The organism is Roseobacter sp. HKCCA2468, from assembly GCF_037805105.1.
Taxonomy (GTDB): domain Bacteria; phylum Pseudomonadota; class Alphaproteobacteria; order Rhodobacterales; family Rhodobacteraceae; genus M30B80.
In genome coordinates this window covers 31,140-52,390 of the sequence record NZ_JBBLYN010000004.1, presented here as the reverse complement: position 1 = coordinate 52,390, position 21,251 = coordinate 31,140, and the positions used below count along the sequence as shown (strand labels likewise).

The 21,251-nt window shown below is 55.9% G+C and carries 19 protein-coding genes; 5 read left to right on the top strand and 14 right to left on the bottom strand.

Annotated elements, in window-relative coordinates:
- Positions 1-7 precede the first annotated feature (7 nt).
- The 8 genes from sdhA to AAC620_RS10135 form a co-directional block, all read right to left on the bottom strand.
- Entirely contained in the window at positions 8-1,816 is a 1,809-nt protein-coding gene (sdhA, locus tag AAC620_RS10170) for a succinate dehydrogenase flavoprotein subunit (RefSeq protein WP_317656446.1), read from the bottom strand.
- Positions 1,817-1,841: 25 nt separating this feature from the next.
- Positions 1,842-2,213 carry a succinate dehydrogenase, hydrophobic membrane anchor protein gene (sdhD, locus tag AAC620_RS10165; RefSeq protein ID WP_317656445.1) on the bottom strand — a complete coding sequence of 124 codons (372 nt, stop codon included), beginning with the start codon at positions 2,211-2,213 and terminating at the stop codon, positions 1,842-1,844.
- Positions 2,214-2,232: 19 nt separating this feature from the next.
- Positions 2,233-2,616, bottom strand: coding sequence for a succinate dehydrogenase, cytochrome b556 subunit (gene sdhC, locus AAC620_RS10160; protein WP_340244735.1), 384 nt, complete (start codon positions 2,614-2,616; stop codon positions 2,233-2,235).
- Between the two features lie 193 nt (positions 2,617-2,809).
- Entirely contained in the window at positions 2,810-3,841 is a 1,032-nt protein-coding gene (locus AAC620_RS10155; RefSeq protein ID WP_340244734.1) for a MaoC family dehydratase, read from the bottom strand.
- 20 nt (positions 3,842-3,861) lie between these two features.
- Positions 3,862-4,077 carry a DUF1737 domain-containing protein gene (locus AAC620_RS10150; RefSeq protein WP_340244732.1) on the bottom strand — a complete coding sequence of 72 codons (216 nt, stop codon included), beginning with the start codon at positions 4,075-4,077 and terminating at the stop codon, positions 3,862-3,864.
- Positions 4,070-4,624 (bottom strand): NnrU family protein, encoded by a 555-nt coding sequence (locus tag AAC620_RS10145; RefSeq protein WP_340244730.1) that lies wholly within the window; start codon positions 4,622-4,624, stop codon positions 4,070-4,072. The genes AAC620_RS10150 and AAC620_RS10145 overlap by 8 nt, the downstream gene beginning before the upstream one ends.
- On the bottom strand, positions 4,624-5,502 hold the full coding sequence (locus AAC620_RS10140) for an HpcH/HpaI aldolase/citrate lyase family protein (protein WP_340244728.1): 879 nt from the start codon (positions 5,500-5,502) through the stop codon (positions 4,624-4,626). Before AAC620_RS10140 ends, AAC620_RS10145 begins: the two co-directional genes overlap by 1 nt.
- A gap of 117 nt (positions 5,503-5,619) precedes the next feature.
- Positions 5,620-6,372 (bottom strand): sulfite exporter TauE/SafE family protein, encoded by a 753-nt coding sequence (locus AAC620_RS10135; RefSeq protein WP_340244726.1) that lies wholly within the window; start codon positions 6,370-6,372, stop codon positions 5,620-5,622.
- Positions 6,373-6,554: 182 nt separating this feature from the next.
- Between AAC620_RS10135 and mdh the strand changes: the two genes are divergently transcribed.
- The 5 genes from mdh to odhB all read left to right on the top strand — a co-directional run bounded on the left by mdh (position 6,555) and on the right by odhB (position 14,402).
- Positions 6,555-7,517 (top strand): malate dehydrogenase, encoded by a 963-nt coding sequence (gene mdh, locus AAC620_RS10130; protein ID WP_317656436.1) that lies wholly within the window; start codon positions 6,555-6,557, stop codon positions 7,515-7,517.
- A 277-nt stretch (positions 7,518-7,794) separates the two neighbouring features.
- On the top strand, positions 7,795-8,988 hold the full coding sequence (gene sucC, locus AAC620_RS10125; RefSeq protein ID WP_340244722.1) for an ADP-forming succinate--CoA ligase subunit beta: 1,194 nt from the start codon (positions 7,795-7,797) through the stop codon (positions 8,986-8,988).
- Positions 8,989-8,992: 4 nt separating this feature from the next.
- Positions 8,993-9,874: a succinate--CoA ligase subunit alpha gene (gene sucD / locus AAC620_RS10120; RefSeq protein ID WP_317656432.1), complete on the top strand. Its 882-nt coding sequence runs from the start codon at positions 8,993-8,995 to the stop codon at positions 9,872-9,874.
- A 62-nt stretch (positions 9,875-9,936) separates the two neighbouring features.
- The gene (locus AAC620_RS10115) at positions 9,937-12,897 is read left to right on the top strand and encodes a 2-oxoglutarate dehydrogenase E1 component (protein ID WP_340244720.1); all 2,961 of its coding nucleotides are present in this window, start codon (positions 9,937-9,939) and stop codon (positions 12,895-12,897) included.
- A gap of 5 nt (positions 12,898-12,902) precedes the next feature.
- Complete coding sequence (gene odhB, locus AAC620_RS10110) at positions 12,903-14,402, top strand: 2-oxoglutarate dehydrogenase complex dihydrolipoyllysine-residue succinyltransferase (RefSeq protein WP_340244718.1); 1,500 nt, start codon at positions 12,903-12,905, stop codon at positions 14,400-14,402.
- Positions 14,403-14,476: 74 nt separating this feature from the next.
- Here the strand turns inward: odhB and AAC620_RS10105 are convergent, their stop codons facing one another.
- The 6 genes from AAC620_RS10105 to AAC620_RS10080 all read right to left on the bottom strand — a co-directional run bounded on the left by AAC620_RS10105 (position 14,477) and on the right by AAC620_RS10080 (position 21,169).
- Positions 14,477-15,418, bottom strand: coding sequence for a 2-hydroxyacid dehydrogenase (locus AAC620_RS10105; protein ID WP_340244716.1), 942 nt, complete (start codon positions 15,416-15,418; stop codon positions 14,477-14,479).
- Positions 15,419-15,492: 74 nt separating this feature from the next.
- Complete coding sequence (gene rodA / locus AAC620_RS10100; RefSeq protein WP_340244714.1) at positions 15,493-16,632, bottom strand: rod shape-determining protein RodA; 1,140 nt, start codon at positions 16,630-16,632, stop codon at positions 15,493-15,495.
- Positions 16,629-18,596: a penicillin-binding protein 2 gene (gene mrdA / locus AAC620_RS10095; RefSeq protein ID WP_340244713.1), complete on the bottom strand. Its 1,968-nt coding sequence runs from the start codon at positions 18,594-18,596 to the stop codon at positions 16,629-16,631. The genes rodA and mrdA overlap by 4 nt, the downstream gene beginning before the upstream one ends.
- A 2-nt stretch (positions 18,597-18,598) precedes the next feature.
- Positions 18,599-19,123, bottom strand: coding sequence for a hypothetical protein (locus AAC620_RS10090; protein ID WP_340244711.1), 525 nt, complete (start codon positions 19,121-19,123; stop codon positions 18,599-18,601).
- Entirely contained in the window at positions 19,120-20,067 is a 948-nt protein-coding gene (gene mreC / locus AAC620_RS10085) for a rod shape-determining protein MreC (RefSeq protein WP_340244710.1), read from the bottom strand. Before mreC ends, AAC620_RS10090 begins: the two co-directional genes overlap by 4 nt.
- A gap of 61 nt (positions 20,068-20,128) precedes the next feature.
- On the bottom strand, positions 20,129-21,169 hold the full coding sequence (locus tag AAC620_RS10080; protein ID WP_317656701.1) for a rod shape-determining protein: 1,041 nt from the start codon (positions 21,167-21,169) through the stop codon (positions 20,129-20,131).
- Positions 21,170-21,251: the final 82 nt, after the last annotated feature.

The following is a 21,251-nucleotide window of genomic DNA, read 5'->3' as shown; positions in this document are numbered from 1 at the left end:
TTCTCCCCTAGTAAACCCGCGCCTTCGGCGCGATTTTCTTGAGGTCAATCCCGCCTTCCTCATGTGTGGTTAGCGGATCAAGATGAACGGGGCGATAATCGAGCGCCACTTTTTGACCCTCAACCACCGCAAGGCTGTGCTTGCGCCATGTTTTGTCATCGCGGTCGGGATAATCCTCATGCGCATGTGCGCCACGGCTTTCTTTCCGCGCCTCAGCCGAGACGATGGTGGCCAAGGCGTTTGGCATCAGGTTGGTCAGTTCTAATGTTTCCATCAGGTCTGAGTTCCACACGAGGCTGCGATCGGTGACTGATAGGTCATCCATCTTGGCGGCAACCGCCTCCATTTTCGCGCATCCTTCCGCAAGGGTCTTGTCGGTGCGGAAAACGGCCGCATCGGCCTGCATGGTTTTCTGCATCTCAAGGCGCAATTCGGCTGTAGCGACCGTGCCCTTCGCATGGCGCAACCCGTCAAAGCGGGCCAGAGCTGCATCAAGGCTGGCTTGGTTCAATGCGGGATTGGGGGTGTCAGGATTGACAACCTTGCCCGCGCGGATTGCAGCAGCGCGGCCAAAGACCACAAGGTCGATGAGCGAGTTTGACCCAAGGCGGTTGGCCCCATGCACCGAGGCGCAGCCTGCCTCACCCACGGCCATCAGGCCGGGCACGACCGCATCTGGATTATCCTTGGTTGGGTTTAGCACCTCGCCCCAGTAATTGGTGGGGATGCCGCCCATATTGTAATGCACAGTCGGCAGCACGGGGATTGGTTCGCGGGTTACGTCCACGCCAGCAAAAATCCGTGCGCTTTCCGAGATGCCTGGTAGACGCTCTGCCAGGGTTTCAGGCGGCAGGTGGTTGAGGTGCAGGAAGATATGATCCTTTTCTTTGCCAACGCCACGGCCTTCGCGGATTTCCATTGTCATACAGCGTGAAACGACATCACGTGACGCAAGATCCTTATAGGTTGGGGCATAGCGCTCCATGAAGCGCTCACCCTCGGAGTTGGTCAGATAGCCGCCTTCGCCGCGCGCGCCTTCCGTGATCAGGCAGCCCGCGCCGTAAATCCCTGTGGGGTGGAATTGCACGAATTCCATATCCTGTAGGGGCAGGCCCTGACGCGCGACCATGCCGCCGCCATCGCCTGTGCAGGTATGCGCTGAGGTTGCGCTGAAATAGGCGCGGCCATAGCCACCTGTGGCCAGAACGACCATCTTGGCATTGAACGCGTGTAGCGTGCCATCGTCCAATTTCCAAGCCAGAACGCCTTGGCACTGGCCGTCTTCTGACATGATCAGATCAGTCGCGAAATATTCGATGTAGAAATTCGCGTTATTCTTCAACGACTGGCCATAGAGCGTGTGCAAAATCGCGTGACCTGTGCGGTCTGCCGCGGCGCAGGTGCGCTGCACGGGCGGGCCTTCGCCAAATTCAGTGGTATGGCCGCCAAAGGGGCGTTGATAAATCTTGCCCTCTTCGGTGCGCGAGAATGGAACGCCGTAATGTTCCAACTCGTAAACCGCCTTGGGCGCTTCGCGGGCGAGGTATTCCATCGCATCCGTATCGCCAAGCCAGTCCGACCCTTTGACTGTGTCATACATATGCCACTGCCAACTATCAGGCCCCATATTGCCAAGTGAGGCTGCGATGCCCCCTTGTGCCGCAACAGTGTGAGAACGGGTTGGGAAAACCTTGGTCACACAGGCGGTCTTAAGACCCTGCTCTGCCATGCCCAAGGTCGCACGCAGGCCCGATCCGCCCGCGCCAACAACGACAACGTCATAGCTGTGGTGATGAATTTCGTAGGAAGCGGTCATGTTCCGTCTGCTCCTGTTTGTCTATTCAGAACGCGAGTTTTGCAATCGCGAAAAGCCCGATCGCCATCAGCCCGTAGGAGATGATCGAAAAGGCGATGAGAAGGCCTTTGCGGGTCAAGCCGCCGGTGTAATCCTCAACCACCACTTGGATGCCTAGGCGGAAATGGTGCAGGCCCACGATCAACATCAGCGCGATAATCAGCGCGCGCAGCGGATGACCTAGGGCTGCGATCACCGCGTCATAAGGCTGGCCCAAAAGTGGCCCGAAGGTGAACACAAAAAGCGGGGTCAGAACCATGAGCGCCACCGAGGTGAGGGTCATTGTCCAAAAATGTTCTGTGCCTGAGCGAGCAGAACCAAGGCCGATCACGCGTTTGCGGTCTGTTGCGAATTTCATAACCTATGCCTTTCCTGCCTTAGACAAAGATGAGGGTGAGAATGGTCAGCACCACCGCGCCCGCAATCATAGCCCACCCCATGCGGTCTGCTGCCTCAAGCTGTAGCCCGCGGCCAGTGTCCCAGATGAGGTGACGCAGCCCGCCAAGCGTGTGATACCACAGCCCCAATACGGAAAGCGTCATCACGACATCTCCAAGCAGCGATGTCATCAGCCCGTCTACGAGATCGAAATAGGCCTTTCCTGTCGCTGCGGCCAAGAGCCACCAAACGATAAGAAAAGCCGAGCCAAGCATCGCGATACCCGTGATGCGGTTTAGGATTGATGTCGCGGAATTGAGCTGTTTGCGATAAATCTGCAAATGCGGCGACAAAGGGCGATTGCCCCGATTTACGTCTGCCATTCTGGGAACCCTCTCAGGTTGTCTTGGTCTGGTCGTCTGTTCAACGACCATCCATACCCGAATTTTCGCCCCTGTCACGGGGGGAGTGAACGCTAACAGGTGAATTAAGGGCAGAATTAGGTGATTTATTGCCGCAGTTGGCCCTTTGTGATCACATTGAGAAATCCTGTGATCACTAAATTTCTGTGGAATCTCAGCGTGGCATGAGTGTCCAGTAATCCAGATCAAGCAACACATGGGGCAGATATTTGCCTGCCTCATCGCGCAGCTGTCCTGCGGTGCCTGCCGCGCTGGTGGCAACCAATCGAAGGCGCAGCGCGCCGATATCTGGCGATGCAGTCTCAGCTTTGTCCAACACTTCAGACCATGCGCGGATTGTCGTGCCTGAAAAGCATGGGTTGGCATGGGCGCCTGCGTTTATGCCCGCAATCATCTGCGCATTGGCCAAGCCATTAAAGGACAAAGCCCGCGCCATGGAGATGACATGGCCCCCATAGATCAATCGCTGGCCGTCATCACGGAAGGTCGCGTCAAAATGCACTTTTGCCGTATTCTGCCACAGGCGGGTGGCCATCATATGTTCGGCCTCCTCGATGGTGACGCCGTCCACATGGTCGATCACCTCGCCAATTTCATAATCCCCCCAAAGATGCGGCTCTCCTGCCAGAGTGGTTGGGTAATTGGCGAAAGTAAGGCCTTGGGGAATAGCCAAATCATCTGGTGCAATGACCTTTGCCAAATATGGGATCACGGTTTCTGGTGCGGCGGCATCAAGATTGTTTTTGCGCACCATGACCCAACGCACATAATCAAGCACCACATCGCCATTTTGATTGCTGCCTTGTGTGCGCACATAGACCACGCCAGATTTGCCGTTGGAATTTTCCTTGAGGCCAATGACCTGACTTTTTGAGGTCAGGCTGTCACCTGCGTAAACGGGCTGCAAAAACCGCCCCTCAGCATAGCCCAAATTAGCAACGGCATTGAGCGAAATATCTGGCACGGTTTTGCCAAAGACGATGTGGAAGGTGATCAGGTCATCCAATGGGCTTTGCGCCAGCCCGCAGGATTGGGCAAAAGCGTCAGAGGAATGCAACGCGTGGCGTGCAGGATAGAGCGCGTGATAGAGAGCCCGCTCTCCACCCGAAACTGTGCGTGGAACGGCATGTTCAATCACTTGGCCGAGGCGATAATCCTCGAAAAAATTGCCAGAATTGGTTTTCATGCCGCCATTCCTTTGCGTGTTTATTGCTGACCGAGTTTCATATCGGGGTGATAGGCATCTGCGATTGTTTTCGTCACTGCCTGCGCGCAGCGCATTTTGTTGGTGCTTGGATCAAAGGCATAGGATGGGCTGCCATAGAGCACCCATCCCTTCGCTAGCGCATCTGACACTTTGTGGCAGAAGGCCGATGTGTCCTCTTCAGTGAGAAGCCTATAAATTACGTTTGCCTCAGCCATAGGGGAAATACCCCAGTAATGTGTGGATATAGCCCACAATGCCCGTCACGATGATCCCGATGACAAAGGCCAAGATGTCCTTGACGATACTTGGATTGGCGGGACGCACCCAATCGCGACCTTGGCGGTTGATGATGATGACTGAGGCCACGGCCCAAGCCAACATTCCCCCAAACAGAATGATTGAGGCCAAATCGCCATTCACCAAGAGATGGGCAATGGCCCAAGCCTTAATCGCAGACAGTTGTTTGTGGCGGATGCGGGCCGAGAGGGTGCCCGACATGTGCGAAAGCGCGAACAGCCAAAACGCGATCAGCACCAAAAGATTGTTGATATGAGTGAAGAAGGCTGGGGGTGACCAAATCTGCACCACGGGTGCTGCACGATAGCCGATGATCATCAGCACAACACCTGCAAGCATCGCAAGGGTCAGGATCAGCCGACCTTTTGGATCCCCCATGTTGGCACGAAAATCAGGTGCAAGCCGTTTGACCCAATGCCCGCCCGCGAACAGGACAAGCCCAAGGATGAGAAGGAGATAGCCCATTAAATTTGCTCCAATTCTGCAATTGCTTCTGCTTTTGCAAGCATGGCACGGGCTGTCTCAACATGGAGGTTTTCAACGATCTTACCATCTACAACCGCGACCGCCTCGCCACGCGCGATGGCGGCATCATAGGCGTCTATCTGTCGGCGGGCGAGGTCAATTTCAGGCTCAGACGGAGAAAAGACCTTATTAGCAATCTCAAGCTGCGCGGGATGGATCAACGTTTTTCCATCCATGCCCCAATCGCGCCCCTCAAGGCATTCGGCATGAAGACCATCTTCATCCTTGAAGGCGTTATACACCCCATCAATACAAACAATCCCATGGGCGCGTGCGGCCATGAGGCAGGATTGCAGCGCGAAATGCATCGCGCCTCTGGTGCGCGATCCTAAATCCTTGGCCAAATCATTCGTGCCCATGATGAAACCCGCCATGCGCGGGGCTGCGGCAATTGCGGCGGCATTCAAGATGCCCAGTGGCGTTTCCATCATCGCCCAAATCTGGGTATCCCGCGCTGCGGGTAATGTGTCGAGTAGGGCCGCAACCGCCTCAATATCCGCGGCGGTGTTCACTTTTGGCAGTAAGATCGCTTCAGGGCCAATCGCGGCAAGAGCCACCAGATCATCCTTGCCCCAGACTGTGTCGCTGCCGTTGATCCGCACGATTTGTGCGCGCTTGCCATAGCCGCCCTGTTGCAGGCGATTTTTAAGAATGTCACGCGCTGATATTTTCTCGTCAGGGGCGACCGCATCCTCAAGATCAAAGATAATCGCATCAGTTTGAAGCGTCTGCGCCTTCTCCAAGGCACGTTCCTTAGAGGCAGGAATATAGAGAACGGAGCGATAAGGGCGGGCGCTGCGTGCGGATGGATCGGACATATGGCCCCCTTTGGGCTGATTGATTCTGCATTGCAGCATAAAAAGCAGGATGGGCGCGCGACCGCAAGTTACGTTTTGACGCATCTATAAGAAATTTTATTGCGCACGCATTGCTGGTCAGAATAGCCCATCGTAAACTAACTTCACGCCCGTCAGCACCAATGCGACATAGGTGATGCCAAAAAATAGCCGCTCTGGGATGGCGTGATGGGCCTTAACACCCACCCACGTCCCGAAAATGGCAACAGGGGCAAGCAGCGCCACATCGCCCATCAAGTCCCATGAGAAGAGGCCAAGATAGGCGTAGCTTGCGAATTTCATCAGGTTGATTGCCCAAAACACAATAACCGTGGTTGCTTGGTATAAAGTCTTTCCCACATTGCGTTGCGACAGCATAAACACCGCTACCGCAGGCCCGCCTGCGTGGGAAATAAAGCTTGTGAAGCCTGCTGCGATGCCCGCGATGATGCCATCCCGACTTGAGAAATCGCGCGGTTGCGGGGAAATCCATCCCCGCGCGCGCGCCAATTGAAACAGCGGAAAGAGCAATGCAATCGCCCCAATCATGAGGCGCAGCGCATCAGCTGAGATGATTTTGAACAGTAAGATCCCAGCGATACAGCCAAAGACAGACCCAATCACAAGCACCCGGGTTGAGGGGCCATCCCATTGCTTCCAATAGGGTTTGAGGGCTGAGAAATCCATGATGATAAGAAGGGGCAGCATAAGGGCCAAGGCGTGGGTTGGCTCGAGAACGACAGCGAGAATCGCTGACGAAACAAACCCAATGCCAGACCCAAATCCGCCCTTTGACATGCCTGCGACAAAGACCGCAAATGCCGCCAGCAGCCATAGCCATCCCTCTAGCATTTTGCCCTCTTTGTTCGCTGAATTATGACCAAAATACAGTGTTTTGAGTGAAGGGAAACCCCCGATACTTGGGCCGCATATGGTGCGTCATGCGCTTTGTGCCGCAGCGCAGAGACTTGCAACGAGGCAGGGGCGGATGTAGGGGTCGCTTCAGTTTCAACACGGATCCGGAGACATTTCTCATGGCCAGACCTAAGATTGCACTGATCGGCGCAGGACAGATTGGCGGCACGCTTGCCCATCTCGCGGCGCTAAAAGAATTGGGCGACGTTGTCCTTTTTGATATCGCCGAGGGCACCCCACAGGGCAAAGCCCTTGATATCGCCGAATCTGGGCCTTCTGAAAAATTCGATGCCAAGCTCAAGGGCACGAATGATTACGCCGATATCGCGGGCGCTGATGTGTGCATTGTGACTGCAGGTGTTCCTCGTAAGCCTGGCATGAGCCGCGATGATCTCTTGGGGATCAACCTCAAAGTCATGAAATCTGTTGGCGAAGGCATTCGCGATCATGCGCCCAATGCCTTTGTAATCTGTATCACCAACCCATTGGACGCAATGGTTTGGGCCTTGCGCGAGTTTTCTGGCCTGCCGCATGAAAAGGTTTGCGGCATGGCAGGCGTTTTGGACAGCGCGCGCTTCCGCCATTTCTTGGCGGAAGAGTTTGATGTGTCCATGAAAGACGTGACTGCGTTTGTTTTGGGCGGCCATGGTGACACGATGGTGCCGTCTGTGCGCTACTCAACAGTTGCAGGTGTTCCTTTGCCTGACCTGATTGAAATGGGTTGGACAACGAAGGATCGCTTGGATGCCATCGTGCAGCGCACCCGCGATGGTGGGGCTGAAATCGTGGGCCTTTTGAAAACGGGCTCTGCATTCTATGCGCCTGCGACATCCGCGATTGAGATGGCCGAAGCCTATCTCAAGGACCAGAAGCGTGTTTTGCCATGCGCGGCCTATTGTGATGGCCAGTTTGGCTTGAAAGGCATGTATGTGGGTGTTCCCACAGTCATCGGTGCAGGCGGTGTTGAGCGTATCGTTGAGATCAAGCTGACCAAAGACGAGCAAGCGATGTTCGACAATTCTGTCGCTGCCGTGAAGGGTCTTGTGGATGCTTGTAAAGGCATCGATGAGAGCCTCGCTTGATCTAAGTGAAGAATTTCAAAACTTATCTAAAAGGCGGCGCTTTGCGCCGCCTTTTTTGGTTTTGATGAATGGTGAGTCGGCAAAGTTAATACACCCTTAAGGCGAATAGGCCGCAGCCCTGCCTTGGAAACCCGTTTGTGATCACGCTTATTTTTTCTGTGATCACAAATGTCGAATTTTGCGCTTAAAACTAAGCTGTTGGGCAGATTGCCGTTTATTTCATGCGGCGGGATGTGCTTACACGCCGTGAAACGACAGCAACACACGGGACAGTTTCATGAACATTCATGAATATCAGGCGAAAGCCTTGCTTCGCCAATACGGCGCACCGGTCAGTGATGGCCGCGTTGTTCTGAAAGCCGAAGAGGCCAAAACCGCAGCGGGCGAATTGGATGGCCCGCTTTGGGTGGTCAAGGCGCAGATCCACGCAGGCGGTCGCGGCAAGGGTAAGTTCAAAGAATCTGATGCGGGCGAAAAAGGCGGCGTGCGCGTTGCCAAGTCGGTCGAAGAGGCCGCAGCCGAAGCCAAAAAGATGTTGGGCCGCACTCTTGTGACCCATCAAACTGGCCCAGTCGGCAAAGTTGTGAACCGCATCTATATTGAAGATGGGTCGGGCATTGAGCGCGAGCTTTACCTCGCCCTTTTGGTGGATCGCCAATCGAGCCGTATCTCCTTCGTCTGCTCCACTGAGGGCGGCATGGATATCGAAGATGTGGCCGCAAAGACACCAGAGAAAATCCTGTCTTTCGCTGTTGATCCTGCCACTGGATACCAAGCCTTCCACGGGCGCCGCATTGCCTTTGCGCTTGGCCTTGAAGGCAAGCAGGTCAAAGAATGCGTAAGCCTGATGGGCATCCTCTATAAGGCCTTCGTTGAGAAGGATATGGAGATGTTGGAAATCAACCCGCTGATCGTCACGGATGAGGGCAGCCTCAAGGTGCTGGACGCGAAAGTTGGTTTTGATGGCAACGCCATTTATCGCCATGCAGATATTGCTGCGCTGCGCGATGAGACCGAAGAAGACGCCAAAGAATTGGCCGCGTCCAAATTTGACCTGAACTACATCGCGCTTGATGGCGAGATTGGCTGTATGGTCAACGGCGCGGGTCTTGCAATGGCCACAATGGATATCATCAAGCTCTATGGCGCTGAGCCCGCGAACTTCCTTGATGTGGGCGGCGGTGCAACCAAGGAAAAGGTGACCGAGGCGTTCAAAATCATCACCTCTGACCCCAACGTAAAAGGTATTCTTGTGAATATCTTTGGCGGCATCATGCGCTGCGACATCATCGCCGAAGGCGTTGTGGCCGCAGTGAAAGAGGTGGGTCTGCAGGTGCCACTGGTCGTGCGCCTTGAAGGCACAAACGTGGAGAAGGGCAAGGAGATCATCAACACTTCTGGCCTCAATGTGATCGCGGCTGACAATCTGTCGGACGCGGCCCAGAAAATCGTTAAAGCGGTGAAAGGCTGAGCTTATGGCTGTTCTTGTCGATGAAAATACAAAAGTCATTTGTCAGGGTTTCACGGGAAGCCAAGGCACATTCCACTCGGAACAGGCGATTGCGTACGGCACGAAAATGGTTGGTGGCGTGACCCCTGGTAAAGGCGGTCAGACCCATCTTAACCTGCCCGTTTTTGACAGCGTGCATGAGGCGAAAGCCAAGACCGAAGCAAACGCATCGGTGATCTATGTGCCACCGCCCTTTGCGGCTGACTCCATCCTTGAGGCGATTGATGCTGAGATGGAATTGATCATCTGCATCACCGAAGGCATCCCTGTGCTGGATATGATGAAGGTCAAGCGTGCTTTGGAGAATTCATCCTCCAAGTTGATCGGGCCAAACTGCCCCGGTGTGATTACACCTGACGCCTGCAAAATCGGCATCATGCCGGGTCATATCCATCGCCGTGGGTCGGTTGGTGTGGTGTCGCGCTCTGGCACCTTGACCTATGAGGCGGTGAAGCAAACCACAGATGTGGGTCTGGGTCAGTCCACTTGTGTCGGCATCGGGGGTGACCCCATCAAAGGCACCGAACATTTGGATGTGTTGGAATGGTTCTTGGCGGACGATGAAACCCAGTCGATTATCATGATCGGTGAAATCGGTGGTTCCGCGGAAGAAGAAGCGGCGCAATTCCTCAAAGACGAAGCCAAGCGTGGCCGCAAGAAGCCTGTGGCGGGCTTTATTGCAGGGCGCACGGCCCCTCCAGGCCGCCGTATGGGCCATGCTGGCGCAATTGTTGCCGGCGGCAAAGGTGGCGCAGAAGATAAGATCGAAGCGATGAAATCCGCAGGGATCGTGGTGGCAGACAGCCCCGCAACCCTTGGTGAAGCGGTTCTCAAAGCAATCGGTTAAACACAGTTGCCTCGCGCGCTCAATTTGATCGTGCGGGGCTATTCCATTTCTCAGGTGCGGTCATGACTGAACAAAGCCCGAATGATATCTTCCACGCCTCAAGCTTCATGCAAGGGCACAATGCCGAATATCTCGAACAGCTTTACGCGCGTTATGCGCAAGACCCAAATTCGGTCGAAGAAAGTTGGCGGGTGTTTTTTGCTTCGCTTGGCGATGCACCAGCTGACGCAAAGGCCGAGGCCGCGGGCCCCTCTTGGGCGCGTGGTGACTGGCCGTTGCAGCCTGCCGATGATTTGACCCATGCGCTCACGGGCGAGTGGCCTGCCGCAGCGGTCGAAGTCAAAGGCGCAGAAAAGAAAATCCGCGAAAAGGCGGCAGATGCAGGCATCGAGTTGACTGATGCACAGGTGCAGCGCGCTGTTTTGGACAGTATCCGCGCGCTTATGATCATCCGCGCCTATCGTATCCGTGGTCATTTGATTGCCGATATCGACCCGCTTGGCATGCGTGACCAGACCCCCCACCCAGAACTTGATCCGCGCAGCTATGGTTTCACCGATGCGGATATGGATCGTCCGATTTTCATCGACAATGTTTTGGGCCTGCAAATGGCCTCAATGCGCCAGATCATGGAGATCGTGAAGCGCACTTATTGTGGCACATTCGCGCTGCAATATATGCACATCTCAGATCCCGAGCAGTCCAGTTGGCTCAAAGAGCGGATTGAGGGTTATGGCAAAGAGATCGCCTTCACCCGCGAGGGCCGTAAGGCCATCTTGAACAAGTTGGTCGAGGCCGAAGGTTTTGAGAAATTCCTCCATGTGAAATACATGGGCACAAAGCGTTTCGGCCTTGATGGTGGCGAGGCGTTAATCCCCGCGATGGAGCAAATCATCAAACGCGGTGGCGCGCTTGGCGTGAAAGAAATCGTGATTGGCATGCCCCACCGCGGGCGCCTCAGCGTTTTGGCCAATGTGATGGGCAAACCTTACCGCGCGATCTTCAACGAATTCCAAGGCGGCAGCTTTAAGCCTGAAGATGTCGATGGATCAGGGGATGTGAAATATCATTTGGGCGCGTCTTCGGATCGCACTTTTGATGATAACACTGTCCACCTTTCCTTGACCGCGAACCCAAGCCACCTTGAGGCGGTTAACCCCGTTGTTCTGGGCAAAGTGCGCGCCAAGCAAGATCAGTTGGGCGACACAGAACGTCACCAAGTTTTGGGTATCCTTTTGCATGGTGATGCGGCCTTTGCGGGGCAGGGTGTGGTTGCAGAAGGCTTGGGGCTTTCGGGACTGCGCGGTCACCGCACAGGCGGCACAATCCATATCGTGGTGAATAACCAAATCGGCTTCACCACTGCGCCCCATTTCAGCCGTTCCTCGCCCTATCCGACAGATATTGCTTTGATGGTTGAGGCGCCGATTTTCCATGTCAACGGGGACGATCCCGAAGCCGTTGTTCATGCTGCAAAAGTTGCTACGGAATTCCGTCAGAAATTCGGCAAAGATGTTGTGATTGATATCTTCTGCTATCGCCGCTTTGGTCACAACGAAGGCGATGAGCCGATGTTCACCAACCCGATGATGTATAACCGCATCAAGAAGCACAAAACGACCTTGCAGCTCTATACCGAGCGTTTGGTGCAGGACGGGCTGATCCCCGAAGGTGAAATCGAAGATATGAAGGCGGCCTTCCAAGCCCGTCTGAATGACGAGTTTGAGGCAGGTAAGGAATATAAGCCCAACAAAGCGGATTGGCTTGATGGCCGTTGGAGCCATCTCAATCGTGAGGGCGAGGATTACCAGCGCGGTGAGACGGCAATTAAGCCCAAGACGATGAAAGAGATCGGCAAGGCCTTGGTGAGCGCGCCCCAGAATTTCGTGCTGCACAAGACTGTGGCGCGTCTTTTGGAAACGAAACAAGAGATGTTCGACACGGGCCAAGGGTTTGATTGGGCGACTGCCGAGGCTTTGGCCTTTGGCAGCTTGCTGACCGAAGGATATCCAGTTCGCCTTGCAGGCCAAGACAGCACCCGTGGCACATTCAGCCAGCGCCATTCGGGCCTGATCCATCAGGAGAGCGAGGAACGCTATTATCCTCTCAATAACATTCGTGAGGGCCAAGCGCGCTACGAGGTCATTGACTCGATGCTGTCCGAATATGCGGTGCTGGGCTTTGAATATGGCTACAGCCTTGCGGAACCGAATGCCTTGGTCATGTGGGAAGCGCAATTTGGCGATTTCGCCAATGGCGCGCAAATCATGTTTGACCAATTCATCTCATCGGGCGAAAGCAAATGGTTGCGGATGTCTGGATTGGTGATGCTGTTGCCGCACGGGTTTGAGGGCCAAGGCCCCGAGCATTCCTCCGCGCGTCTTGAGCGGTTCTTGCAAATGTGCGGTCAAGACAACTGGATTGTGGCCAATTGCACCACACCCGCCAATTATTTCCATATCTTGCGCCGCCAGATCCATCGCAGCTTCCGTAAGCCATTGGTTCTGATGACGCCGAAATCCCTTTTGCGGCATAAGAAGGCCGTCTCACGGGCGGAGGAGTTCACAACGGGGTCTTCCTTCCACCGCGTGCTGTGGGATGATGCCCAATATGGCAATTCGGATCTGAAGCTGAAATCAGACGATAAAATCCGCCGTGTCGTGATCAGTTCAGGCAAGGTTTATTATGACCTGCTTGAAGAGCGCGATGCGCGTGGTCTGGATGATGTCTATCTCTTGCGTCTTGAACAGTTCTACCCATTCCCTGCGATGTCGCTGATGAAGGAATTGGAGCGCTTTAAGACCGCAGAGATTGTCTGGTGTCAGGAAGAGCCGAAAAACCAAGGGGCTTGGACATTCGTTGAGCCAAATCTTGAATGGGTTCTGACACGGATTGGGGCAACCCATAGCCGCGCCACTTATGCAGGCCGCGCCGCATCGGCTTCGCCTGCGACTGGCCTAGCCTCACAACATAAAGCACAGCAAACCGCGCTCATCAACGAAGCGCTGACGATCGAAGGGTAAAGACAATGGCGACAGAAGTCCGCGTGCCCACTTTGGGCGAATCCGTGACCGAGGCCACCGTGGCAACTTGGTTCAAAAAACCAGGGGATACAGTCGCGCAGGATGAGATGCTGTGCGAATTGGAAACCGATAAAGTGACCGTTGAGGTTCCTGCCCCCGCCGCAGGCACATTGGGCGAGATCGTTGCGGGCGAGGGCGAGACGGTTGGCGTTGATGCCTTGCTCGCTACGATTGCCGCTGCGGGTGCTGGCGCTACCGCTGCGGCCCCTGCCGCAAAGCCAGCGGCCGCTGCTTCCTCGGGTGCATCGGTCGATATTATGGTTCCGGCGTTGGGCGAGTCTGTGACCGAAGCCACCATCGCCACATGGTTCAAACAGGTTGGCGATACGGTCGCGCAAGACGAGATGCTGTGTGAATTGGAAACTGACAAAGTGTCGGTCGAGGTTCCCGCCCCCTCTGCAGGTGTTTTGGCGCGCATTGATGCGGCCGAAGGTGCGACCGTAAATGCAGGCGGGCAGCTTGGTGTCATTTCCACCGATGGCGCGGCTGTCGCCGCCCCTGCCGCAGCACCCGCTCCGGCCCCTGCTGCCGCTGCACCGACAAGCAGCGGTCGGGATGTAGAAGATGCCCCATCAGCCAAGAAACTGATGGCGGAAAAAGGCATTGACCCCGCGGCTGTTCAAGGCTCGGGCAAGGATGGACGCATCATGAAAGAAGATGTTTTGAAGGCCGCAATCGCCCCCGCTGCAGCGCCTGCTGCTGCCCCTGCCGCCGCTCCGCGTGCGCCTGTGGCCGCAGAGGATGCTGCCCGCGAAGAACGGGTCAAAATGACCCGTCTGCGCCAGACCATCGCAAAGCGTCTGAAGGATGCGCAAAACACCGCAGCGATCCTGACCACCTATAACGAGGTGGACATGACCGAGGTGATGGCCCTGCGCAACGCCTATAAAGACGAGTTCGAAAAGAAGCACGGCGCGCGTTTGGGCTTTATGTCCTTCTTCACCAAGGCCTGTATCCACGCCTTGAAAGAGGTGCCTGAGGTGAACGCTGAAATCGATGGCACCGACATCGTCTACAAAAACTTCGTGCATATGGGCATCGCGGCAGGCACCCCACAGGGTCTGGTTGTGCCTGTGATCCGTAACGCCGATCAGATGTCCTTTGCCGAAATCGAAAAGGCGATTGCCGAAAAGGGCAAGCGCGCGCGTGATGGCAAGCTGTCGATGGCCGAGATGCAGGGCGGCACGTTCACCATTTCGAATGGTGGGGTTTACGGCTCGCTCATGTCTTCGCCCATTTTGAACCCGCCACAATCGGGTATCTTGGGGATGCATAAAATCCAAGACCGCCCCATGGTCATCAATGGCGAAATCAAAATCCGCCCGATGATGTATCTGGCGCTGTCCTATGACCACCGCATTGTCGATGGCAAAGGTGCGGTGACCTTCCTTGTCCGCGTCAAGGATGCACTGGAAGACCCACGCCGTTTGTTGATGGATCTCTGATCCCCACAAACGATTGAGAACACGACCGCGAAACGCCCCCGTTCTGGCTGCATAGGATGGGGGCTTTTTGCTGCCTAATACCCGGCGGCGCGATCCACCAGATGTAAGAATGGCTCACCCACCTCACCACGGCGGATATTCTCGGCAATGGTTTCCGATGCCGTCTCGGCCCTTGTGGCAGAGGCGATATGCGGGGTTACAGTGACGCCCGGATGGCGCCAATAGGGATGTGAGGCAGGCAGGGGTTCGATGGTGAAAACATCCAAAGTTGCCGCTGCGATCTTGCCCGTATCAAGCGCGGCCAAAAGCGTGGCATCCTCGATCAAACTGCCGCGTCCTGGATTGATGATCTTGGCCCCGTGGGGCAGGGCGGCGAGGGTGGTTTGATTGATCAGCCCGCGCGTGGCGGCGGTGTCGGGCAGAAGTGTCACCAATATTTCGGCATGACGCAATGCATCGAAAAGCCCGGCTTCACCGTGATAGCAGGCGATGCCTTCGATTGATTTGGGGCTTCGTGACCAGCCCGCGACATCAAAGCCAATTCGCGCAAGGCTTTGCGCTGCGGCCGCGCCCAATACACCAAGACCCAAGATGGTCACCTTGCGATCCCGCGCCAAGGGCGGCACCAAATTGGGGCGCCAGACCCCATCTTGCCCTGCAAGGAAATCGTCAATCATGAGGTGATAACGCAGCACATGACCCGTGACGAATTCGAGCATACCTTGCGTCAGCCCGTAATCGACCATACGGGCGAGCGGCATGGTGATTGTTTTATTGCCGACAATATCCTCAACCCCTGCCCAAAGGCTCAGCACGGCCTTTGCGCGGGCGAAAGGGGTAAAATCCTGTAGCCCCGAATTGGGGGCGTAGATGATATAATCCACCTCAGCTGGGTCAGCTTCAGTGGTTAGGCCCGTGGCATCAACCCCTGTCTTCTGCAACGCCTTGCGCAGTGCGGGTTCATATTCCGCCCATTTTTCAGATTTTGCAGCGAAAAGTATGGTGGGGGATGGCATGGCCTGCTCCTGATATATGAGATGCGATTAGGGCTATCAGAGGGTGAAGGGCGGGAAAACCCGCCAATTTCACTTTAGCGTGGGCGATGGATATGGGCCGATTGCACCAAACCAAACGCAGCTAAAAGCACCATCATTGCTGAGCCGCCATAAGAGACGAGCGGCAAAGGCACGCCGACCACGGGGGCCAATCCCATGACCATTGCCATATTGATTGCGAAATAGAGGAAAAAGGTTGCAGCAATCCCAATGCTAAGCAGCGAGGCAAAGCGATCTTTGGTGGAAAGGGCCGTCCAAATACACAAGGCCACAATCAGTAGATAGATAAACAGGAGGGAGGATGCACCGATAAAGCCAAATTCCTCAGCCAAGGTCGTGAAGATGAAATCGGTGTGTTTTTCGGGCAAAAAGTTTAAGCGGCTTTGCGTGCCTTCCATAAATCCCCGTCCAGAAAACCCGCCCGATCCAAGCGCGATCTGACTTTGGGTGATGTGGTATCCTGCGCCAAGCGGGTCTTGGGTTGGATCAAGGAAGGTGTCGATGCGGCGGAATTGGTAATCTTTGATCAATTGCCATGATGTGCCGCGTGATGCGAACACAGCAAAGACCGCGCCCACGCCCGCCGCAATCAACCCACCAAAATAGGCCCAGTGAACGCCCGCGGCAAAAACCACCGCGCCACCGCCCAAAAGCAGCAGGAGGGCTGTGCCCAAATCGGGCTGCTTGAGCGTCAAGAAAACGGGCACCAAGATCAGGAGCAGGGGCGGCAGGATATAGAGCGGATGCGATTTCTTCGTGGTATCGAGGCGCGCATAATAGGCGGCCAAGACCATCACGATGGTGATTTTCGCCAATTCTGAGGGTTGTAAGCGGAACCCACCAAGGTCAATCCATCGTTGTGCGCCCATACCGACCGTGCCGAAAAACTCGACCACGAGCAGCAACACAAGCGAGAACGCATAGCCCAGCCATGCCACCATCCGCCAAAAGGCAATTGGGATCAGGGCGATGATGAACATCGCGGCCATGCCAAGCGCGAAACGCTGCACTTGCGGAATGACCCAAGGCCGTGTTGAGCCCCCCGCAACCGAATAAAGCATCATAAACCCGATGCAGGCCACAAGGGCCAGAAGCAACACAAGCGGCCAGTTGAAATACAGCACCTTGCGCCATCCGCTTGGCATCGTATTGATCTGGTAGAGTGAAAAACTCATGCGCGGCTTGTCCCTGTGGTGCCAGATGTTGGGGCATCTGGACTGCCGCGCCGCGGCAAAAGGGTCATGGCGGCGTGACGCTCTTGCACTGCCGCGCGTTGGTTTGCGGGATATGCGTCAAGTGGGGGCAGATCATCAAACATCGCATAAAGCAAAATGTCGCGCGCAAGGGGCGCTGCTGCCGCCGACCCACCGCCGCCATGTTCCACAATCAGGGCAATGGCATAGCGTGGTGCATGGGCGGGGGCATAGCCCACAAAAAGGGCATGATCGCGCCGCTCCCACGGCAGGTCTTCATTGCGGATCACGCCTGCGGCCCGCTCGGCGGCGGTGATATTGCGCACTTGGCTTGTGCCTGTTTTTCCCGCAATCAAATAGTCCTGCAAAATTGTGCGGCTGCCCAAGGCCGTGCCGCGCGCGCCATTTGAGACTTCAAACATCCCATCGCGAATTTTTGCCAGATTGGCAGGATTTACATCCAAAGGCGTGATGGCAGGGTAATCAGGTTCTACCCCGTCTACGCTGCGAATAAGACGCGGATTAAGGTTGAGGCCAGAGGCAAGGCGCGCGGTCATTACAGCCAGTTGCAACGGTGAGTTAAGAACAAAGCCCTGACCGATTGACGCGTTGAGCGTGTCGCCCATCACCCATGGCTCGCCACGGTTGGATAATTTCCAATCCATCGTGGGTGCAATGCCCGTGGCCACGCCTGAAAGGGGCACATCATGGCGCACGCCGCAGCCCAGCCGTTCGGCCATGGCGGAAATGGCATCAATGCCAACGCGTTGCGCAAGATCGTAATAATAGACGTCACAGCTTTGCGCGATGCTTTGCACCATACCCATGTGACCATGGCCGCCCCGCTTCCAGCAATGGAAACGCCGGTTGCCCAACTGTAGGGATCCCCCACAAAACACAGTGTCGGAAGGATCAATTAACCCTGCCTCTAGCGCGGCCAAGGCCACAACCATTTTATAGGTCGATCCGGGCGGGTAGAGGCCTTGGGTGGCTTTATTGGCCAAGGGGCGGTAGGGGTCGGTGTTCAGCGTTTCCCAGATGGACGATGGGATGCCGCGCACAAAGAGGTTCGGATCATAGGTAGGTGCTGAGGCCAAGGCGAGAATGTCGCCATTTTGGGTGTCAATCACCACCGCGCCCGCACTTTCGCCCTCAAGCCGCGCTTCGGCATAGTTTTGGAGATAGGCATCAACCGTCAGTTGCACATCCGCACCAGGTTGGGCCTCGCTGCGGTCAAGCTCGCGCATCACGCGACCTGCGGCGTTCACCTCGACCCGCTTGCTGCCCGCGCGCCCGCGCAAGACATCCTCAAGCCGCGCTTCGACATTGTAGCGCCCGACTTGGAAATCTGGGATTTGCAGCACGGGATCCGTGTCCCCTGTTGTCTCAAGATAATAGTCCGAGACAGGCCCCACATAGCCCACAACGTGAGAGAAATCTGCCCCAAGCGGGTAATCCCGCGACAATCCCACATCAGGCGTGATCCCTGGAAGTGCGGGGGCATTGACCGAAACCAGAGAGAACTCCTCCCATGATAGACGATCTGCAATGGTGACAGGCACGAAGGGCGGGCGGGACATCATCTCGTCACGTGCGCGATCTAGTTTCGCGCGGTCGATATTCACAATGCGGCTCAAGCGCGACAGCACCAAATCCACATCCCCCGCATCCTCGCGCACCATCGTGATGCGGTAATTGGGCGAGTTGTCTGCCAGAACTGTGCCATGGCGGTCGTAGATCACCCCACGCGCAGGGGGCAACAGGCGGAGGTTGATCCGATTTTCTTCGGCCAAAAGTCGAAAATCATCAGCCCGCTCAAGTTGCAAATAGCGCATGCGCCCTGCCAGCACGAGGCAGGTGGTGCTCATAAGTCCACCCAAAACCAACGCGCGGCGGGACATTTGCGCGTTATTATCTTGGTTTTTGCGTTTCCGACTTCGGGCCATGGTTAAACATTGTCTGGGTCTGCGGCGGATAGTCTATCCAAACCGAGCAAATATTTCGAGATGACAACCAGCGCGGGGTAGGCTGCGATGGTCACAATCGCGTGCAAGATCACCTCACCAAAGGGGGGCTGATCCGCCAAAAGCAATGTCAAAAGCACCCGCTCGGCCAAAGTAACAGCCAAGATCACGGCGGTTACTGTGCCGAACTCGCTGAGAAATGTCATGTTTTCGATTTGCGGCTGGCGCTTGCGCAGACTTTCGGTGGCTAAGACTATCAGCAGCGCACCCAAGCCGACAGGCGCATGGGTCAAAAAGTCTGAGATCAGGAAAACGATGGCAATAGCCCCAAGCGGGACAACATTGGGATGCCTGAGCAGCCAAGCAAGGGTTAGGCCCGTGATCATGTCAGGGCTCAGACTGCCTTCGTCAAAACCTAAGGGCAGGATTTGCCACAGAAGGATGAACAGGCAAAGCGCCAGATAATAAGCCCGATAAATCCATATGCGGAGGGTCAAAGGGTCGGTCATGTGCCATCCCCCTCCGTGTCTTGTGCTGCGGCGGTTTCCGGCACGGGGTCGGCTTCGATCTGATCCCCTGTTTCCCTATTTTCTGGCAAGGGGGGGCCGATCAATGTGTCGCTGTCATTGAGCGGCACAACATCGGGGTTGCGCATGACCCGGAGGAAATTCAGCCGACTAAAATCAGCAGCAAGCCGTGCGCGCAGGTCGCGTTCTGGGTCAACGACCACTTGGCCAACCAACAGCCCCGCAGGGTATAATCCGTCCGCGCCTGATGTCACGATACGATCCCCTGCGGCGATGTCTTCGGGGGTTTCGATGAAATCAATAAGCGGGGCTGCGCTGTTGTCGCCTGTCAGCAGAGCCTGCTGCCCAGACGGTTGGATCAACACCGGCACGCGGCTGTTGCTATCGGTCAGCAATAAAACGCGCGCCGTGCGCTCCCCAAGGCCCGCGATCCGTCCGACCAAGCCAAGCCCGTCCATGGCGGCCCATCCGTCTTCCACCCCATCGCGCGCGCCCACATTCAGCAGAACCGAGCGGCGGAACGGCGATCCGCTATCCGCCAAAACAATCCCTGAAATCCAAGTCAGCGATGGGTCAGGCTGAACGCGGTTCAAATCCAAAAGGCGGGCATTTTCTTGTTCAAGCTGAATCGCCGCCTCGCGCCATGCGCGCATCTGTTGCAACTCGCGGCGCAGCTGTTCGTTCTGTTCGTAGAGGCGCGCGTAGGATTGGAAATCATCGACCATCCGCGCAAGCCCAGTAACGGGTGCCATGGCCCATTCCATGTTTGGAACGATACGATCTACCACAGCGGCGCGGATGCGTTCTGCGCGCGGGTTATCAATGCGCCACAACAAAATGAACCCAAAGAGGGTGATGATCAGAATGACCACCAAAAGGCGGCGTGTTGGATTGGCGAGATTTTCCTCGTGTCTATCCCGTGCCATATCCGCATAACCTTGTCATCTCGCCTCAACCTCTCTGCCCGTAGGCAGAAGACTGACCCAATCACGACTCGTAATCAATGGCGTGGCGGAGTTGCTTTTCATATTCAAGCGCCTTTCCCGTGCCAAGCGCCACGCAGTTGAGGCTTTCATCCGCAACGGAAATGGCGAGGCCAGTCTGTTCACGCAGCGCCAGATCAAGTTCGCCCAAGAGTGCACCGCCACCTGTCAGCATAACCCCGCGATCTACGATATCAGCCGCCAAATCTGGCGGTGTCGCTTCAAGCGCGCTCATCACCGCCTCGCAAATCTGTTGCACAGGTTCAGACAGCGCCTCAGCCACATGGGCTTGGTTCAGTTCAATCTCTTTTGGAACCCCGTTCAAAAGGTCACGGCCACGGATTGCCATCACTTGCCCTTTGCCATCACGCGGCATGATTGCCGTGCCGATGGTTGTTTTGATCCGCTCAGCTGTGCTTTCTCCAACAAGCAAGTTATGCTGACGGCGCAGATAGGAGATGATCGCCTCATCCATGCGGTCGCCGCCGACCCGAACGGAGCGGGCATAGACCACATCTGCAAGTGACAAGACCGCCACCTCCGTGGTGCCGCCGCCAATATCAACAACCATGTTGCCCGTTGGGTCTGTGATGGGCATCCCTGCGCCAATGGCGGCTGCGATGGGTTCTGAGATCAGGCCCGCCTTGCGCGCGCCTGCGCCCAACACGGACTGACGAATTGCGCGCTTTTCAACGGGGGTGGCCCCGTGCGGCACGCAAACGATAATCTTTGGCTTAGTGAAAGTTGTGCTTTTATGCACTTTGCGAATGAAATGTTTAATCATCTCTTCCGCAACATCAAAATCTGCAATCACCCCGTCCCGCATCGGACGGATCGCCTGAATGGAACCAGGGGTGCGGCCCAGCATCAGCTTAGCATCTTCGCCAAAGGCCAGTGCCTTCTTCACGCCGTCCTTGACTTGATAAGCCACCACGGAGGGTTCGTTAAGAACAACGCCCTTGCCACGCACATAGACCAGCGTGTTTGCGGTGCCCAAATCAATCGCCATATCGGCAGTGAATAGTCGTCCAAGTCCAAAGGCCATAATGTGGCGATCCCAAATAGTCATCCTACGCAGCCGAGGTTGACCCGTTAGCAGCCGATCATCCTCTGAACCGCATATAGGC

Bases quoted from the DNA above. Each gene is read 5' to 3' on its own strand.
- AAC620_RS10155 (WP_340244734.1), bottom strand. From the start codon at position 3,841: ATGAAAACCAATTCTGGCAATTTTTTCGAGGATTATCGCCTCGGCCAA.
- mdh (WP_317656436.1), top strand. From the start codon at position 6,555: ATGGCCAGACCTAAGATTGCACTGATCGGCGCAGGACAGATTGGCGGC.
- mreC (WP_340244710.1), bottom strand. From the start codon at position 20,067: ATGGCACGGGATAGACACGAGGAAAATCTCGCCAATCCAACACGCCGC.
- rodA (WP_340244714.1), bottom strand. From the start codon at position 16,632: ATGAGTTTTTCACTCTACCAGATCAATACGATGCCAAGCGGATGGCGC.
- sucD (WP_317656432.1), top strand. From the start codon at position 8,993: ATGGCTGTTCTTGTCGATGAAAATACAAAAGTCATTTGTCAGGGTTTC.
- sdhD (WP_317656445.1), bottom strand. From the start codon at position 2,213: ATGAAATTCGCAACAGACCGCAAACGCGTGATCGGCCTTGGTTCTGCT.
- AAC620_RS10105 (WP_340244716.1), bottom strand. From the start codon at position 15,418: ATGCCATCCCCCACCATACTTTTCGCTGCAAAATCTGAAAAATGGGCG.
- sucC (WP_340244722.1), top strand. From the start codon at position 7,795: ATGAACATTCATGAATATCAGGCGAAAGCCTTGCTTCGCCAATACGGC.
- AAC620_RS10090 (WP_340244711.1), bottom strand. From the start codon at position 19,123: ATGACCGACCCTTTGACCCTCCGCATATGGATTTATCGGGCTTATTAT.
- AAC620_RS10135 (WP_340244726.1), bottom strand. From the start codon at position 6,372: ATGCTAGAGGGATGGCTATGGCTGCTGGCGGCATTTGCGGTCTTTGTC.
- AAC620_RS10150 (WP_340244732.1), bottom strand. From the start codon at position 4,077: ATGGCTGAGGCAAACGTAATTTATAGGCTTCTCACTGAAGAGGACACA.
- odhB (WP_340244718.1), top strand. From the start codon at position 12,903: ATGGCGACAGAAGTCCGCGTGCCCACTTTGGGCGAATCCGTGACCGAG.
- AAC620_RS10140 (WP_340244728.1), bottom strand. From the start codon at position 5,502: ATGTCCGATCCATCCGCACGCAGCGCCCGCCCTTATCGCTCCGTTCTC.
- sdhA (WP_317656446.1), bottom strand. From the start codon at position 1,816: ATGACCGCTTCCTACGAAATTCATCACCACAGCTATGACGTTGTCGTT.
- sdhC (WP_340244735.1), bottom strand. From the start codon at position 2,616: ATGGCAGACGTAAATCGGGGCAATCGCCCTTTGTCGCCGCATTTGCAG.
- AAC620_RS10115 (WP_340244720.1), top strand. From the start codon at position 9,937: ATGACTGAACAAAGCCCGAATGATATCTTCCACGCCTCAAGCTTCATG.
- AAC620_RS10145 (WP_340244730.1), bottom strand. From the start codon at position 4,624: ATGGGCTATCTCCTTCTCATCCTTGGGCTTGTCCTGTTCGCGGGCGGG.
- AAC620_RS10080 (WP_317656701.1), bottom strand. From the start codon at position 21,169: ATGGCCTTTGGACTTGGACGACTATTCACTGCCGATATGGCGATTGAT.
- mrdA (WP_340244713.1), bottom strand. From the start codon at position 18,596: ATGGCCCGAAGTCGGAAACGCAAAAACCAAGATAATAACGCGCAAATG.